The sequence below is a fragment of the Rhizobium sp. RAF36 genome (genome assembly GCF_052114105.1).
In the GTDB taxonomy this organism is placed as follows: domain Bacteria; phylum Pseudomonadota; class Alphaproteobacteria; order Rhizobiales; family Rhizobiaceae; genus Rhizobium.
Window position 1 is genome coordinate 84900 of the sequence record NZ_JBFREC010000011.1, and the last position, 16059, is coordinate 100958.

Genomic DNA, 16059 nt, shown 5'->3' on the forward strand with positions numbered 1-16059 from the left:
TTCAACAGCCCAGTCGCCCGGCTGCGTCTGGCCGGGCAGGAGGAGGTTAGGGCAGGGTGGGGTAAAGGCAACCGGTTCGATTGCTCGAGGGCATGCGACTTTAGTCGCCTTGGAATGGGGGATTGATATTACATTTGCACCTTCGATAACCATCTAAGGGTAAAACAGAATTCCACCGCTTGCCGCTGCAAGCGGATTTCATGAGGTTTGATATGCATCTGTCCCCCGATGCGATGGCCACTTTCACGGATGCCGAAGACGGCGCCTGGCCGCTTCGCCGCCGCCGTATTCTCGACTGGCTGGTCAACGAGACGCGCGGCGAACGCTTCATCGACAACATCTTCGTCGAGATGAATGAAATGCTCCTGGAAGCAGGCGTGCCGCTCGGCCGCGCGACGCTGCATTTCCGCACGTTGCATCCGCAATGGATGGGCGCGCGCGTTCTCTGGCGGCCGGGGCTGAAGGAAGGCAAGATCACCACCTTCGGCTATGGTGTCGAGAACACGCCGCAGTTTCTCAGCAGCCCGATGAACGAGATTTTCAGCGGCGCTTCGGAAGTGCGCCAGGGCCTGGAAGGCGAGATCCACAGCGACTATGCGCTCTATGATGAGTTACGCGGCGAGGGACTGACCGACTATATCGCCTGGCCATTAGAGCACACGCTCGGCAAGCGCCATGTCGTGACCTTCTCCAGCAATCTGCCGGGCGGATTCACGGCCGAGCATATTTCGTTCCTCCGTGATCTTCTCCCGGCCCTGACGCTGGTCAGCGAGATCCGCGTCAAGAATATCCTGGCGCGCACCCTGCTGCAGACCTATGTCGGCCCGCATGCCAGCGAACAGATCCTCGCCGGCGCCACGACGCGGGGCAGCGGCAGCACGGTCGGGGCGGCGATCCTGATATGCGATCTCCGCGACTTCACGACGATCTCGGACATGTGGCCGCGCGACGACGTGATCGAACTGCTCAATGCCTATTTCGATGCCATGTCCGAGCCGATCGAGCGCCATGGCGGCGAGATCCTGAAATTCATGGGCGATGGGCTGCTGGCGATCTTCCCGCTCAGCAATCCCGATGCCTGCCGCAATCTTCTCCTGTCGCTGAAGGAAGCCCGCACGGCCATCAACGACCTCAACAAGTTCAACGCCGAACGCGGCGTCGTCGAGCTGCGCTATGGCGTCGGCGTCCATGTCGGCGATGTGATGTATGGCAATATCGGCTCGCGCAAGCGCCTGGACTTCACGGTGATCGGTCCGGCCGTCAATGTTGCGTCACGGCTCGAAACCCTGACCAAGGAGGTCGGCCGTCCCGTGCTGATATCGAAGGCTTTCGTCGACATGGCAAAATGCGGCGCCGAACTGGAGCCGGTCGGCACCTACCCGCTCCGCGGATTGGGAGAGCCGGTGGACGTGTTTACGTTCCCGCAGGGGTGAAAGCCATTACTTAGCGATCGCCAAAAACTCTTCCGCGCCTGCATCAAATTGCAGCTTGGCGAGCTTGGCGTAGATGCCACCGTGGCGGATGAGGCTTTGGTGGGTGCCTTCCTCGACGATGCGGCCCTGGTCGAGCACGAGGATGCGGTCGGCTTTCAGGACGGTTGCCAGGCGGTGCGCGATGACGAGGGTGGTGCGTCCCTGCATCAGGCCGTCGAGGGCCTTCTGGACCAGCGTCTCGCTCTCGGCGTCGAGCGCCGAGGTGGCTTCGTCGAGCAAGAGGACCGGCGCGTTCTTCAGGATCGCGCGGGCGATGGCGATGCGCTGGCGCTGGCCGCCCGACAGCGTGATGCCGCGTTCGCCGACCTGCGTTTCGTAACCGCGGTCGAGACGGGCGATGAATTCGTCGGCCTGCGCGGCGATCGCGGCGGCGCGGACCTGCTCAGGGGTCGCCTGCGGGCGGCCGAAGGCGATATTGTCGTGTATCGAGGCAGCAAAGATCGTCACGTCTTGCGGGACGATCGCCATGCGCTCGCGCAGATCATCCGGGTCGGTGGCGCGGGCATCGAGGCCGTCGATGGCGACAATCCCCTGTTGCGGGTCGTAGAAGCGCAGCAGCAGCGAGAAGATCGTGCTTTTGCCGGCACCCGATGGCCCGACGATGGCAACGGTTTCGCCGGGGGTGACATGAAAGCTCAAACCATGCAGCGCCGATTTTCCGGGGCGCGACGGATAGGCGAAATGGACGTTTGAAAACTCGACGCGGCCGCGGGCAGGCACCGGCAGGATTTCCGGCTGGGGCGGTGCTGCGATCGGCGATACTTCGTCGAGAAGCTCGGTCAGCCGGTCGGCGGCACCGGCGGCCTGCGAGAGTTCGCCCCAGACTTCAGAAAGCGCGCCGAGCGAGCCTGCGGCGATGACCGAATAGAGCAGGAACTGGCTGAGCGTGCCGGCTGACAGCGTGCCTGTGAGCACGTTATGGGCGCCGACCCAAAGAACGGCGACGACGCTGCCGAAGATCAGGGTGATGGCTATACCGGTCAGCAGCGCGCGTGAGCGGATTGCCGAGCGGGCGGCTTCATAGGCGGATTCGACCGCCATGCCATAGCGGGCGGCTGCGGCATCCTCGCCGTTGAAGGCCTGGACGGTGCGGGTGGCGGCAATGGTCTCGTTGGCAAAGGCGGAGGCTTCGGCAAGCGTATCCTGCGCGGCGCGCGAGCGCTTGCGTACCGAGCGGCCGAAGGCGACCAGCGGGAAGACGATCAGCGGGATGGCGCCGAGCGCCAGGCTTGCCAGCTTCGGCGAGGTAACAACCATCATGCCCATGGCGCCGAGACAGAGGATCAGGTTGCGAAGCGCGACCGAGGCGGTGGCGCCGACGGCGGACTTGATCTGTGTCGTGTCGGCGGTCAGGCGGGAGACGATCTCGCCCGACTGGTTGACGTCGAAAAACGAGGCGGAGAGGCGGGTCACATGGGCAAAGACATCGCGGCGCAGATCCGAGACGATGCGCTCCCCAAGCGTGATGACGAAATAGTAGCGGAGCGCGCTGGCGATCGCCAGAACGATCGCCATCACCATCAGCATCGCGAAGTAGCTGTTGATGAAGGAGCCGTCCGGCTGCGTGAAGCCGTGATCAATCATCCGGCGGATGGCCAGCGGCAGGGCAAGCGAGGTGACGGCTGCGAGCGCCAGCGCAACGAGGGCGCCGGTCACCAGGCCGCGGTAGCGCATGACATAAGGCGTCAGGCGCCCGAGAGGCTTCAGCGATCGCGACTTCTTTTCCCCGCCCTGCACTGCGTCTGTCAAATCAGCTCCAATCGCCCTCAAACCGTTGATCACCAGCTTGTTGGCACTTGTTATCCTTTAGGCCTTCATGTATAGGCACCGCATCCGAATGGGAAGCCGTAGCCTTCGAGACTGCGGCTTCATTTATTCAATCGGGCCTCTTGCCGCAATGACATGCGTCAAATTGGACCCTGGCATCGCAGGAAGATTGTTATGAAGGCTGATATCCATCCCGACTACCACACCATCAAGGTTGTGATGACTGACGGCACCGAATACGAAACCCGCTCGACCTGGGGTTCGGAAGGCGCTGTCATGAACCTCGAAATCGATTCCAAGTCCCATCCGGCATGGACGGGCGGCAACCAGCAGCTCATGGACCGCGGTGGCCGCGTTTCCAAGTTCAACAAGCGTTTCGGCGGCCTCGGCCTCTAATCGCTTCTGCGGTACTGAATTTGAAAAGAGCCCGGTTTCTACCGGGCTTTTTTATTGCCCGGTTTTGGGGCTGCGCTTTCCGCCAATGAAAAAGGCCGGTTGCGCAGGGAACGCAACCGGCCGGATTTAAATATATTTCTGAGTAAACTTAGTTGTTGCCGAAAGCGGTCTGCAGCAGGCTGAGCTGAGCCTGAACGCTGTTCTGATTGTCGGGAACGATCGGGGCTTCCGACGGGCGATAGATTTCGCGGTCGAGAAGGGCGATGCGGTTCTGCAGGCGCAGCGAGCGCTCGACGAGATCGCGGAAGGATTCCGGCAGGTCGCCCCAGCCCGGAGCGTTGCGATCGACGTTGAAGCCGTCGAGACGCACCTTGTTCTTTTCAGCCAGAACCTGATCGCGAGACATCTCGCCGTTGTTGACGGCACGCTGCAAGAGCAGCCACGATGCCATCTGCATCAGGCGGGTGGTGAGGCGCATCGATTCCGCTGCGTAAAGTACCGACGCCATGCGGGGGAGGACCTTGGAAGCTGCGCGGCCGTTACCGTCGAGGTAGGCTGCGGTTTCTTCGACAAGCGACATGCCCTCGGCATAAAGCGTCTTGAATTGCGACGATGCGGCGGCGCGTCCGGCGAAGCTGATCGTATTCAAACCAAGTTCCGACATTCAATTTGTCCCTGTTGCACGCGTCTACATATGGTCAGGTAACGCCAGCCTGAAGTAAAAGTTTCAAGGGCCGGTCTTTATGTCTTTAAGATGGTATCATTACCCTAAATGCGCAAGGCGTTTCTTAAGAAAGGGTTAACTTCCACAGATTCGTGGTGAACGGCCGCGCAGGCAAAAAAGAAGAGCCGCAAAAGCGGCTCTCAAGGTAAAACAGGGAGAAAAATCAGACCAATTCACCGCATGGAAAACTGTCTGAGATCCAGACGAAATCTGGATGGTTTAAGTAATAGCTCGTAAAGCTTAATATCCTGTTAATACTGTTCAGCATTAAGACTGGGCGAAGCGTGTTTTGCGCTTGCCTGTGACTTCTTTCTTGAAGTCAGGAGCGGAACAGGCCCTCGGCGGCGGCGCGCCCCGAAGCCTTCCTGACCGACTCGGCCTCCAGTCTTGCGATCTCGCTTTTCAGCAGCTCGATTCGCTCCTTGAGCTCACCGACCGACAACAGCGAGAGATCCGCACCAATCTCGTGGGTGGTCTTCTTCACTGGCCGTTCCTCGTCAAAGAAGCTCATGGCAATCCTCCCTTTCGTTCAGCTTGGCTTTTCAGCCATACTTTACAGCAGGATCGCCGCTTTCGGGAGACTTGTTGGATCCGCGGTCGGCAAGCGTCATGCTTTCGGGCGTGATCATCGGCGATGTTGCCGTCGGGATCGTGGTGTAGGCGTCACGGGCGTCGGGGTGGATGGCAGCGCGCAGGCGGCTGCGGATGATCGCGTAGGCGGCGATGAGCACGTGAGCGATCGCCGTTACCAGGAACAGCGCGTGCGGGCTGACCATCGACATGACAGGCCCGCCGATTGTCGGGCCTATGACCGTGCCGATGCCGTAGAGCAGCAGCAGTCCGCCGGAGACCTTCACGAAATCCTCGGAGGAGGCGAAGTCGTTCGCGTGCGCCACGGCGATCGGATAGAGCGTGTTGGCGACGGCGCCGTAGAACACTACGAGGCCGATGACCCAGAAGGGGTCGGACGGGCTGAAGAGGACGATCAGGATGCCGGCGAGAGCAGCAAGGCCGGACATGGCGGCCAGAACGTAGCGGCGGTCGATGCGGTCCGAGAGGCGGCCGGCCGGAAACTGCATGACGGCGCCGGCAAAGATCGTGGCGCTCATCATGATGGCGATGCTGGTATCGGAGAGCCCGGCACCGGCACCGAAGACGGCGCCCAGCGTGCCATAGGCACCATTGGCGATGCCGACGAGCAGGATGCCGAGGCAGGAGACAGGCGAATTGCGGTAGAGCGCCGGCAGGTCGAGGCGCACGGCCTTCAGCGGCTGCGGAGAAGCCGCCGTCGACAGCGTCGTCGGCAGCATGGCGACGCAATAGAAGACACCGCAGATCATGAACAGGATGGGCGTGCGCACATCTTCCAGCGGGATCATCATCTGGCCGCCGACGACGCCGAACAGGGTGATGGCGATATAGAGCGAGAAGATCGCGCCGCGGCTTTCGTTCGTCGCCCGTTCGTTCAGCCAACTTTCGATGATCATCGAGGTGCCGGCGGTGGAGAAGCCGGTGACGGCGCGCAGCGCAATCCACCAGACCGGATCGATGACGATGCCGCTGAACAGCGCGCTGATGGCGATGATGGCGATGAAACCGGAGAAAGCGCGCACATGGCCGACACGGCGCACCATATTCGGCGCCACGAGGCAGCCTATAACAAAGCCGCCGGCCCAGGATGTGCCGAGCAGACCGAGCGTGGTGGTGGCGTAACCTTCGATGTTCCCGCGGACGGGGAGCAGAATACCCTGCAGGCCATTGCCCATGAAGAGGAAAAGCGTTCCGAAAAGCAGCGCGGCGACGGACAGCAGATTTCTTCTCATATGCCCACTCTCGACGAGTTCGATTTCAAAAAGACATAAGCCGAGACGATGTCCCGCCCAGTCCCAATGGTGTTGATTGTGCCCCGGAATGCCGTTACGGCATGAAGAAATTCTGTGTTCGCCCGGAATAATGTCGGTCCTGTGACATTATGATAATATTGGAAAAATAAAACCATGACCAAGCTGCTCGCATTGCTGCTCATCCTGGCCATGGTCATACACATCATCAAGCCGTTCGGGCTGCCCGGTTTGCGACGGCGAATGGACTTCTGGAAAATTGCGCTGATCGCTTTTGCGATCTGGACGGTGGCGCTGCTTGGGCGCGAGTTCTTCGGCTAGGCGAGAATCTCGCCGCGCATGACGAAGACGCAGCTGCCGGAAATGCGGACATCGGTGACCGTTCCGCCCGCTTTCGTCACATCGACCTGGATGATACTCCGGCGGCCCATCTCGACACCCTGTTCGATAGTGATGCGTTGTTGGCTATCGCTTCCGGGCGTCCGGGAAACCAGATAGGCGGAGAGGGCGGCGGAGGCACTGCCGGTCGCCGGGTCTTCGGGAACGTTATCGAGTGGCGCAAACATCCGCGCACGAATATGCCAGGGATTCTCGCTGGAGCGGACATAGAGGAACAGCGAGAAGTCGTGGTTATTCTCGCCGCGGTTACCGGCGGCTTCGCGGAACAGGGCGGGGTTGGGCACCGCTGCGGCAAGTGCCTCGAGGTTTGCGATTTCGGCAACGGCAAATTCCAGGCCGACGGAGACGAAAAGCGGGTGGTGGAGTGCGGTGGCGATCTCATCCGGCTGTATGGCGATGCAGCGCGCAATATCGGCTTCCGGGATCGCAGCGCCTACCTGCAGCGGTTTTGGCGCACGGATCGTCGCTGCGGTCACCTTTCCGTTGCTGCGGCGCAGATCGACCTCGACGATACCGGCTGCCTCCTCGAAGCGCAGCCGGTCGCTGACCGGTTTGCCGAAGACCTCGCTTTGCTGGCCGATGAAATAGGCGGTGCCGACATTCGGATGGCCGGCGAAGGGCACTTCCATGGTCGGCGTGAAGATGCGGACATGCGCGGTGTTGGCAGGATCCTTCGGCGGCAGCACGAAGGTGATTTCTGAATAGCCGAACTCGGCGGCGATCTTCTGCATCTCGGCCGTGTCGAGAGCTTCGGCGCCGGTGATGACGGCAAGCGGATTGCCTTCGAAGCGAACGGAGGTGAAGACGTCGAGGGTGGTGTAGGCAAGATTGGGCACGGCTGGCTCCTGTTCGGCAGGTCGCCATGATTAGCCGGCAGCGCCTGTCACAGAAGGGGCAAACTTGTCGCCGTGACAAAGAAAAATGGGCGGCCAAGGCCGCCCACATTTGATCAAACGAGGGCGCTCTCGCGCGCGTCGGACTTGTCGACGCTTGCCGCATAAATTTGAGCGATCGTTTTGGTCAGGCTCGCGTCGAATTCCGCGTCGCTCATCGTCACGCGCAGATTTTCCGCCAATGCGCGGGAGAAACTGGCGATCATGCCATGGTTATGGCTGAGCTTTTCGCAGGCGTCTTCGGTGCTGTATCCGCCTGAAAGGGCCACAACGCGGATCACCGACTTGTGGGCGATCAGCGGCGCATAGAGATCGGCAACGGTCGGGATCGTCAGCTTGATCATGACGTTTTCACCGGCGGGGAGCTTGTCGAGTTCCTTTGCGATCTCGTCGCGCAGGATGGCCTCGGCCTGCTGCTTCGTCGGGCTGTCGATCGAGACTTCCGGCTCGACGATCGGGATGAGGCCGTGGCCGATGATCTGGCGCGCCACTTCGAACTGCTGCTTCACGACGGCGGCGATCCCTGCCTTGTCGGCATGGGCGATGACCGAGCGCATTTTCGTGCCGAATATGCCCGTCTGCCGGGCGCGGATCAGGAGCGCGTCCAGATCGGGCATTGGCTTCATCACCTGAACGCCGTTCTCCTCGGCTTCGAGGCCCTTGTCGATCTTGAGAAAGGGAACGACGCCGCGCTTTTCCCAGAGGTAGGAGGGGACAGCCTGACCATCGACTTCACCGTCCATGGTCCGTTCGAAAAGGATCGCGGCGATGACCTTGTCGCCCGAAAAGGAAGGCGCGCTCATGATGCGGGCGCGCATGGCATGGACCAGTCGGAACATTTCCTCGTCACCGGAATAATCCGATTCAGATACGCCATAAAGACGCAGTGCCTTCGGCGTCGAGCCACCGCTTTGATCCAGCGCTGCAATGAAACCCGGTGCAGAGCTCATCTTATCCAACATCTTCGCGTCTACCATGCTGCTCCTATCCCAAAAATCGGCGCGCTAGGCGCCTACGGCTCAATGGCTATCATTCGCGGATAACAGAAGTTTATGAGCGGGAGAATGGAGCGCTAAACCATTGAAACGATTGAAATCATTTCAATCGTTTGAAAGTTTGGGCAGTTTTGACCCCACTGAGCAAAAGACCGCGAAAGCGAGGTGCTTCCGCGGTCCTATCCACATGTAAAAATTGTTAAATCAGCTTTGGCTGATTATTTGCCCTTGAGAACGGCAACGCCTGGAAGGACCTTGCCTTCCATCCATTCCAGGAAGGCGCCGCCTGCCGTTGAGACGTAGCTGAAGTCGTCGGCAACGCCTGCATGGTTGAGCGCCGAAACGGTGTCGCCACCGCCTGCGACCGAGGTCAGCTTGCCGGCCTTGGTGCGCTCGGCAGCGTATTTCGCAGCCGCAACCGTCGCCTTGTCGAAGGGCTCGATTTCGAAGGCGCCGAGCGGGCCGTTCCAGACCAGCGTCTGCGCACGGTCGATCCAGGCCTTGACCGCTTCGACCGATTTCGGGCCGACGTCGAGAACCATGGCATCGGCAGGGATCGCGTCGATGGCGACGGTCTCGTTGGCGGCTCCCGCCTTGAATTCGCGGGCGACGACGCCGTCCTCCGGCAGGATGATGGCGCAGCCGGCGGATGCGGCTTCGATCATGATCTGCTTTGCGGTTTCGGCGAGATCATGTTCGCAGAGCGACTTGCCGACATTGGTGCCGCGGGCGGCGATGAAGGTGTTGGCCATGCCGCCGCCGATAACGAGGGCGTCGACCTTCTTCACCAGGTTCATCAACAGGTCGATCTTGCTGGAAACCTTGGCGCCGCCCACGATGGCAACGACCGGGCGGACCGGCTCGCCGAGACCCTTTTCCAGCGCTTCCAGCTCGGCCTGCATCGTGCGTCCGGCATAGGCCGGCAGCAGGTGGGCAAGACCTTCGGTGGAGGAATGGGCGCGGTGGGCGGCGGAAAAGGCGTCGTTGACATAGATGTCGCCGTTGGCGGCGAGCGCCTTGGTGTGTTCGGCGTCGTTCTTTTCTTCAGCCTTGTGGAAACGGGTGTTTTCGAGCAGCAGGATATCGCCATCCTGCAGCTTGGTGACGGCGGCGGATGCTGCATCGCCGATCGAGTCCGTGGCGGTGGCAACGGGCTTGCCGAGAACCTTGGCGACGTCGGCTGCGATCAGCGACAGCGAAAGGTCAGGCGAGGGACCATCCTTCGGGCGGCCGAAATGGGCAAGCAGGATGACCTTTGCGCCCTTCTTCGACAGTTCGAGGATCGTCGGTGCGACGCGCTCGATGCGGGTTGCGTCGGTAACCTTGCCGTCTTTCACCGGAACGTTGAGATCGACGCGGACGAGAACGCGCTTGCCGGCGATGCCGTTGAGGTCGTCGAGGGTCTTGAAAGCTGGCATGGGAGTATCCGTTCGTTAGTGCCTTGGAAGGTGGCCGACCATAGCAAGGATGCCCCGCGACGCAAGGTGTTCAGCCGTGCTTTTCACGCGCGTTTTCGTCGCTCTCCGGCACCCGTCCCACATGCGCGGGCTCCGGCACATGGCGGCCTTTGAAGCGGTCGCGGATGCGCTGGATGATATCGCGCATGTTGATGAAGATCGGTAGGGTAATTGCCGGTTCCACCGCTTCCAGAGACATGCCGACGGAGCTGATGTGATCCTGGTCGTCGAGGTCGCGAACGATGAGGATGATCGAGCCGAGACGGACGCGATCGGCATAGTCGGCCTTGCCGCCGAGCCGCTGCTTCATCAGCTCGGCGATCGTCAGGCCTTTCTCGGATTCATTCAGCAGACCCGGCCCATAGGCAGCATCGAGATCGGCGGCGGGGCGGATCGGGGAGAGCGCGAAGGCTCCGAAGAAGTCCGCATCATCCTCATCGACAGGCGCCTTGCTGGCAAAGAGACGGTCGAGCAGGCGGGCGTAGCTCGGCACGATGAAGAGATAGACCAGATCGTTTTCGCGCAGGCGTCCGGCATATTGATAGCGCAGCGACTTGCCGTCGCGGATGACCAGCGAGGGGGTGGCCCAGCGCGGGATGCGCTCGCCGCGCAGGACGGGGCTGTCCTTGATGACGCGATAGGCGAGGAGTTCGTGGTTCGCCGAGCCCGGCAGATCGATCTCGACCTTATCGACGGCGCCCATGCGCGGCGGAATGATGAGGCCGAGCTTCTTCGCCACCGGTTTGATCGTCCACCCTTGGACGAGGAGCGAGACGAGGACGATGATGAAGGCGACATTGAAATAGACGTGGCCATTTGGCAGGCCGCCGAGGATGGGCATGATGGCGAGCAAGATCGAGACGGCGCCGCGCAGCCCGACCCAAGCGACGAAGCCGATTTCCTGCTGGGTGTAGTCGTAGGGTAGAAGCGACAGCCAGACGGCCAGCGGCCGGGCGACGAAGATCAGGAACAGCGCCAGCGCCACGGCGGGCAGGATGATCGCCGGAAACTGTGACGGTGTTGCCAAGAGCCCGAGCACTAGGAACATGATGATCTGTGCCAGCCAGGTCATGCCGTCCTGGAAGCGCTTGATGGCGGCAAGGCCGGGAAGCTTGCGGTTGCCGGCATAGATGCCGGCGACATAGACGGCAAGGAAGCCGCTGCCGCCGACCGCGCCGGTGAAGGCGAAGACCAGCATGGCAAGGCCGAGCACGAAGATCGGCGTCAGGCCGCGATCGGTATCGAGACGGCTGACCACCTGGGCGATCATCATGCCGCCGAGCATGCCGAGGATGACGCCGAGGCCCATTTCCTCGATGAAGAGGGCCAGCATCGACAGATTGATGCCGGAATAGCCTTCGCCGCTCGCCAGCAGTTCGACGAGGACAATGGTGAGGAAGATCGCCATCGGATCGTTGGTGCCGGACTCGACTTCCAGCGTCGAGCGCACCTTGTCGCGGATATTGATGCCGCCGATGCGCAGCAGGAAGAAGACAGCGGCAGCATCGGTCGAGGCGACGATCGAGCCGAGCAGCATGCCTTCCAGCCAGCTAAAATTGAGCAGCCAGGTAGCGGCGAAGCCCACAAGGGCGGCGGTCATAAGCACGCCGACGGATGCAAGCGTCAGCGAGGGAATCGCGGCAAGCTTGAAGGCCTGGATTGGCGTGCCGAAGCCGGAATCGAAGAGGATGACGGCGAGCGCGATGGAGCCAAGGATATAGGCAAGATAATTGTTGCTGAACTCGATGCCGAGGCCATCCACACCAGCCAGCAGGCCGATGCCGAGGAAGAGGAGCAGCAGGGGGGCGCCGAAACGGAAGGCGAGCAAGCTGGAGAAGGCCGCAAGAAGCACCAGCGCCGTCGAAACCAGCACGACGATATAGAATGCTTCCACGTCCATCCCCTTTCACATCCGCGCCGCGGCCCGCCCCCGGAAACCGCAACCATTGCTCGATCCTCGTCCTTTGCTGCGCTTCCGCCAGTAAACGGCAAAACAGACCGGAAGGGTAGGCCTTGCGGCTTAACCTTGCTGGGCTGCGGCGTCATGCTGCTGAACGGAGAGCCGGACGGCTCACCAGCGAATGCTACGGGAGAGAATCTCTATAAAGAATGTATAGGCAAATCAGGCGAGAGCAGGGCAAAAACTGAGATGAGCATCGCTTTTGCCGATAAGGCGGCGCTTATCGGCCATTGACCTGAAAGCGCTTGTTGATGCGATCGACCGGCGTGCCGTCGAGAAGGGGAACATCCTTGGTGACGCTGTAGGTCTCGAAGCCCATTTTCGCATAGTAGGCCAGACCACCGGTATTGTCGGCGCGGATCGTCGCGTTGATGAACTGGATATCAAGCGTCCGGGCGGCGGCAAGCGTTGCCGCGAACAGGGCAGTGCCGACGCCGGGGATTTTGGGGTGCTTGCGGGAAAATGTCCCGATGTCGGCCCATCCCTCGGGAAGATCTGGATAGAGACTTAGGAACTGAAATCCCGCAAGGACGTCATCCGTCTCGGCGACATGGCACGCCAGCGCCGACTGGCCGTCTATGAACCAGTCTCGCAGTTGATCGGGAGAGAAGGATTCTTCCATGGCCGTCGTGCCGCCAGCGGCGATGATCTCGTTGAGGAGCATGGTGAGTTCATCGGCATCGGCTGCGCGCGCTTTTCGAATTCTGAGATCCACCAAGATACCGTTCTCCCCTTTTCGGCCGTCATTTAAAACAAAAACGGCCCGGTTTCCCGGGCCGCTGTCTCAATCTGCTTTTCGCAAAAGCGAAGCTTAGATGAGCTTTGCGAAGGCGACGGCCGTGTCGGACATGCGGCTCGAGAAGCCCCATTCGTTATCGTACCACGAGAGTACGCGCACGAAGTTACCTTCCATGACCTTGGTCTGGTCGGTCGCGAAGATCGACGAATGGTCGTCGTGGTTGAAGTCGCGGGAAACCAGCGGCTCGTCGGTGTAGCCGAGAACGCCCTTCAGCTTGCCGTTGGAGGCAGCCTTGATGGCCTCGTTGATTTCGCCGACGGTCGTTGCCTTCTTGGAAACGAACTTGAAGTCGACGACCGAGACGTTCGGGGTCGGAACGCGGATCGACGTGCCGTCGAGCTTGCCCTTCAGGTGCGGCAGAACGAGGCCGACGGCCTTGGCAGCGCCGGTGGAGGTCGGGATCATCGACAGGGCTGCAGCGCGGGCGCGGTACAGGTCCTTATGCATGGTGTCGAGCGTCGGCTGGTCTCCCGTGTAGGAGTGGATCGTGGTCATGAAGCCATGATCGATACCGACGGCGTCGTCGAGAACCTTGACGACTGGTACGAGGCAGTTCGTCGTGCAGGATGCATTGGAGATGACCAGGTGTTCCTTGGTCAGCTGGTCGTGGTTGACGCCGAAGACGACGGTCAGGTCAGCGCCGTCGGCAGGAGCCGAAACGATGACGCGCTTGGCGCCGGCCGTCAGGTGGGCAGCAGCCTTGTCACGCGAGGTGAAGATGCCGGTGCACTCGAGCGCGATATCGACGCCGAGTTCGCCGTGCGGCAGCTGTGCCGGATCGCGAACGGCGGTCACCTTGATCGGCTTGCCGTTGCCGACGATGATCGTGTCGCCTTCGACCTTGACGGTCGCCGGGAACTTGCCGTGGATCGAATCGTAGCGCAGCAGGTGAGCGTTGGTTTCGACCGGGCCGAGGTCGTTGATCGCCACGACTTCGATGTCGGTGCGGCCGGATTCGACGATAGCGCGGAGAACGTTGCGGCCGATGCGGCCGAAGCCGTTGATGGCAACCTTTACAGTCATTTGCATTCACTCCCTAGACATGGGGCTTGCGGATGGAGTGGAGAGCGCCGGAGCGCTCTCCCTGAAACTCAGAGCTTTGCTTCTGCGGCAGCGACGACGGCGTCTGCCGTGATGCCGAAATGCTTGAAGACGTCCTTGGCCGGGCCGGAAGCGCCGAAGCTCTTCATGCCGATGAAGGTGCCTTCCGGACCGATGAACGCATCCCAGCCTTCGCGAACGGCGGCTTCGACGGCGATCTTGACCGGCGAGTTGCCGAGCACTTCCTTGCGGTAGGCATCCGGCTGTTCGAAGAACAGTTCAGTGCAGGGCACGGAAACGACGCGGACGGAAACGCCCTTGGCTTCGAGCGTGGCGCGGGCGGCAACGGCGAGTTCGACTTCAGAGCCCGAAGCGAAGATCGTCACCTTGGCGTCGGCCTTGCCGGCCAGCGTATAGGCGCCCTTGGTCGTCAGGTTCTCTTCCGAATATTCGGTACGAACCGTCGTCAGGTTCTGACGGGTCAAGGCCAGCGCGGTCGGGCGGTTCTTCGTCTTCAGCGCGATCTGCCAGGCTTCTGCCGTCTCGGTGACGTCGGCCGGACGGAAGACCAGCAGGTTCGGAACGGCGCGCAGGCTCGGCACCTGTTCGACCGGCTGGTGGGTCGGGCCATCTTCTCCGACGCCGATCGAGTCATGCGTCAGGACGTGGACGAGGCGGATACCCATCAGGGCGGCGAGGCGGATCGGCGGACGGCAATAGTCCGAGAAGATCATGAAGCCGCCGCCATAGGGGATCAGACCGCCGTGCAGCGAGATGCCGTTCATGGCCGAGGCCATGCCGTGCTCGCGGATACCCCAGTGCATGTAGCGGCCGGAGAAGTCGGTCGGCGTGATCGAGACCATCTGGCTGGTCTTCGTGTTGTTCGAAGGCGTCAGGTCGGCAGAGCCGCCGAGCGTTTCCGGCAGAAGGCCGTTGATCACTTCAAGCACGTCCTCGGACGCCTTGCGGGTCGCGACTGTCGGCTTGGTCTCGACGATCTTCTTCTTCAGGTCGCTGATCGCAGCATCGAAGCCTTCAGGCAGGTCACCAGCGAAGCGGCGGCTGAATTCGGCGTTGTGAGCCGACTTTGCGAGGCCAGCTTCCCAGGACTTGACCAGATCGACCGAGCGGGCACCGGCGGTGCGCCATGCGTCGAGAACGTCGGCCGGGATGACGAAAGGTTCGGCTTCCCAGTTCAGAGCCTTGCGGGTAGCGGCGATTTCCTCGGCACCGAGCGGGTTGCCGTGAACCTTGTGGCTGCCCTGCTTGTTCGGAGCGCCGAAGCCGATGATCGTCTTGCAGGCGATGAAGGTCGGGCGGTCGGACTTGTGGGCTGCTTCGATGGCAGCGGCGATTGCCGCCTGGTCGTGACCGTCGACTTCGATCGTGTTCCAGTGAACCGCCTTGAAGCGCATGATCTGGTCGGTCGAGTCAGAGAGCGAAACAGCGCCGTCGATGGTGATCGAGTTGTTATCCCAGAAAAGGATCAGTTTGTTCAGCTTCAGGTGACCGGCAAGCGCGATCGCTTCATGGCTGATGCCTTCCATCAAGCAGCCGTCGCCGTTGATGACATAGGTGTAGTGGTCCTGCAGGTCGGAACCGAATTCCTCGCGCAGCTTGCGCTCAGCGATCGCCATGCCGACGGCATTGGCAATGCCCTGGCCGAGCGGGCCGGTGGTCGTTTCGATGCCGGTCGCGTGGCCGTATTCAGGATGGCCTGCGGTCTTCGAACCGAGCTGGCGGAACTGCTTCAGGTCCTCGATCGTCATGTCCGGATAGCCGGTTAGATAGAGGAGCGAATAGAGAAGCATCGAGCCGTGGCCTGCGGAAAGGACGAACCGGTCGCGGTTCGGCCAATGCGGCTTCTTCGGGTCGAAGCGGAGATACTTGCTGAAGAGGACAGTGGCGACATCAGCCATGCCCATCGGCATGCCCGGATGGCCGGAATTAGCCTTTTCGACTGCATCCATGGCGAGGAAGCGGATCGCATTTGCCATCCGGTCGTGTTGTTCAGGAGAGGTCATGGCTGTTCCACGGGTTCCGGGTGTCGGGGGATGGCCTCGAGCCTTCTGAAGACCATCGATGAGAGCGGGGTGACACATAGCAGTTGGAACGGCCAAGTCAATAAATTGCAGGCCGAATCCGGGACGGGTGCGACGATTTTTAACATTTGACCATCAAATTTTACAAAAGACCAATTCACTACAAAGACTGGGACTATTTCAGTCATCCACAGAATAGGGCCGGTGCCCCCATGCCGCCTTTATTGACGGGCAGTTGGCGAGCTGCATATC

Annotated in this window: 14 protein-coding genes; 3 read left to right on the forward strand and 11 right to left on the reverse strand. The window is 61.1% G+C overall.

All coding sequences use genetic code 11. The annotated features are described in order from the left end of the window. Nucleotides 1–212 precede the first annotated feature (212 nt). Nucleotides 213–1433 (forward strand): adenylate/guanylate cyclase domain-containing protein, encoded by a 1221-nt coding sequence (locus AB4Z25_RS26735; protein WP_112538689.1) that lies wholly within the window; start codon nucleotides 213–215, stop codon nucleotides 1431–1433. Between the two features lie 6 nt (nucleotides 1434–1439). Here AB4Z25_RS26735 and AB4Z25_RS26740 read toward each other — a convergent pair whose 3' ends face one another. Next, complete coding sequence (locus AB4Z25_RS26740; RefSeq protein WP_442210104.1) at nucleotides 1440–3242, reverse strand: ABC transporter transmembrane domain-containing protein; 1803 nt, start codon at nucleotides 3240–3242, stop codon at nucleotides 1440–1442. Between the two features lie 192 nt (nucleotides 3243–3434). On the opposite strand from AB4Z25_RS26740, the gene rpmE reads away from it, so the two are divergent. Continuing rightward, nucleotides 3435–3656 (forward strand): 50S ribosomal protein L31, encoded by a 222-nt coding sequence (gene rpmE / locus AB4Z25_RS26745; protein ID WP_007527409.1) that lies wholly within the window; start codon nucleotides 3435–3437, stop codon nucleotides 3654–3656. A 148-nt stretch (nucleotides 3657–3804) separates the two neighbouring features. Here the strand turns inward: rpmE and rcdA are convergent, their stop codons facing one another. The 3 genes from rcdA to AB4Z25_RS26760 form a co-directional block, all read right to left on the reverse strand. After that, nucleotides 3805–4320, reverse strand: coding sequence for a protease adaptor protein RcdA (gene rcdA, locus AB4Z25_RS26750; RefSeq protein ID WP_112385477.1), 516 nt, complete (start codon nucleotides 4318–4320; stop codon nucleotides 3805–3807). 379 nt (nucleotides 4321–4699) lie between these two features. Then, on the reverse strand, nucleotides 4700–4891 hold the full coding sequence (locus AB4Z25_RS26755) for a DUF1192 domain-containing protein (protein WP_112538690.1): 192 nt from the start codon (nucleotides 4889–4891) through the stop codon (nucleotides 4700–4702). A gap of 31 nt (nucleotides 4892–4922) precedes the next feature. Further along, a complete protein-coding gene (locus tag AB4Z25_RS26760) occupies nucleotides 4923–6203 on the reverse strand; it encodes an MFS transporter (RefSeq protein ID WP_112385475.1) in 1281 nt (426 codons plus the stop codon). A gap of 174 nt (nucleotides 6204–6377) precedes the next feature. Here AB4Z25_RS26760 and AB4Z25_RS26765 point away from each other — a divergent pair, with 174 nt between their 5' ends. Then, nucleotides 6378–6542: a hypothetical protein gene (locus tag AB4Z25_RS26765; RefSeq protein ID WP_310297279.1), complete on the forward strand. Its 165-nt coding sequence runs from the start codon at nucleotides 6378–6380 to the stop codon at nucleotides 6540–6542. Here the strand turns inward: AB4Z25_RS26765 and AB4Z25_RS26770 are convergent. The 7 genes from AB4Z25_RS26770 to tkt all read right to left on the reverse strand — a co-directional run bounded on the left by AB4Z25_RS26770 (nucleotide 6539) and on the right by tkt (nucleotide 15789). After that, nucleotides 6539–7456 (reverse strand): PhzF family phenazine biosynthesis protein, encoded by a 918-nt coding sequence (locus AB4Z25_RS26770; protein ID WP_112538691.1) that lies wholly within the window; start codon nucleotides 7454–7456, stop codon nucleotides 6539–6541. The genes AB4Z25_RS26765 and AB4Z25_RS26770 overlap by 4 nt on opposite strands. A 113-nt stretch (nucleotides 7457–7569) precedes the next feature. Next, on the reverse strand, nucleotides 7570–8490 hold the full coding sequence (locus AB4Z25_RS26775; protein WP_112538692.1) for a fructose bisphosphate aldolase: 921 nt from the start codon (nucleotides 8488–8490) through the stop codon (nucleotides 7570–7572). A gap of 236 nt (nucleotides 8491–8726) precedes the next feature. Continuing rightward, a complete protein-coding gene (locus AB4Z25_RS26780; protein ID WP_112538693.1) occupies nucleotides 8727–9926 on the reverse strand; it encodes a phosphoglycerate kinase in 1200 nt (399 codons plus the stop codon). Nucleotides 9927–9996: 70 nt separating this feature from the next. Beyond that, nucleotides 9997–11865, reverse strand: coding sequence for a potassium/proton antiporter (locus AB4Z25_RS26785; protein ID WP_442210111.1), 1869 nt, complete (start codon nucleotides 11863–11865; stop codon nucleotides 9997–9999). A 280-nt stretch (nucleotides 11866–12145) separates the two neighbouring features. Continuing rightward, nucleotides 12146–12643, reverse strand: a complete 498-nt coding sequence (locus AB4Z25_RS26790) for a GNAT family N-acetyltransferase (protein WP_442210113.1) — start codon at nucleotides 12641–12643, stop codon at nucleotides 12146–12148. Nucleotides 12644–12736: 93 nt separating this feature from the next. Beyond that, on the reverse strand, nucleotides 12737–13747 hold the full coding sequence (gene gap / locus AB4Z25_RS26795; protein WP_112385471.1) for a type I glyceraldehyde-3-phosphate dehydrogenase: 1011 nt from the start codon (nucleotides 13745–13747) through the stop codon (nucleotides 12737–12739). A 68-nt stretch (nucleotides 13748–13815) separates the two neighbouring features. Further along, a complete protein-coding gene (tkt, locus tag AB4Z25_RS26800) occupies nucleotides 13816–15789 on the reverse strand; it encodes a transketolase (RefSeq protein WP_112518037.1) in 1974 nt (657 codons plus the stop codon). Between the last annotated feature and the right edge of the window lie 270 nt (nucleotides 15790–16059).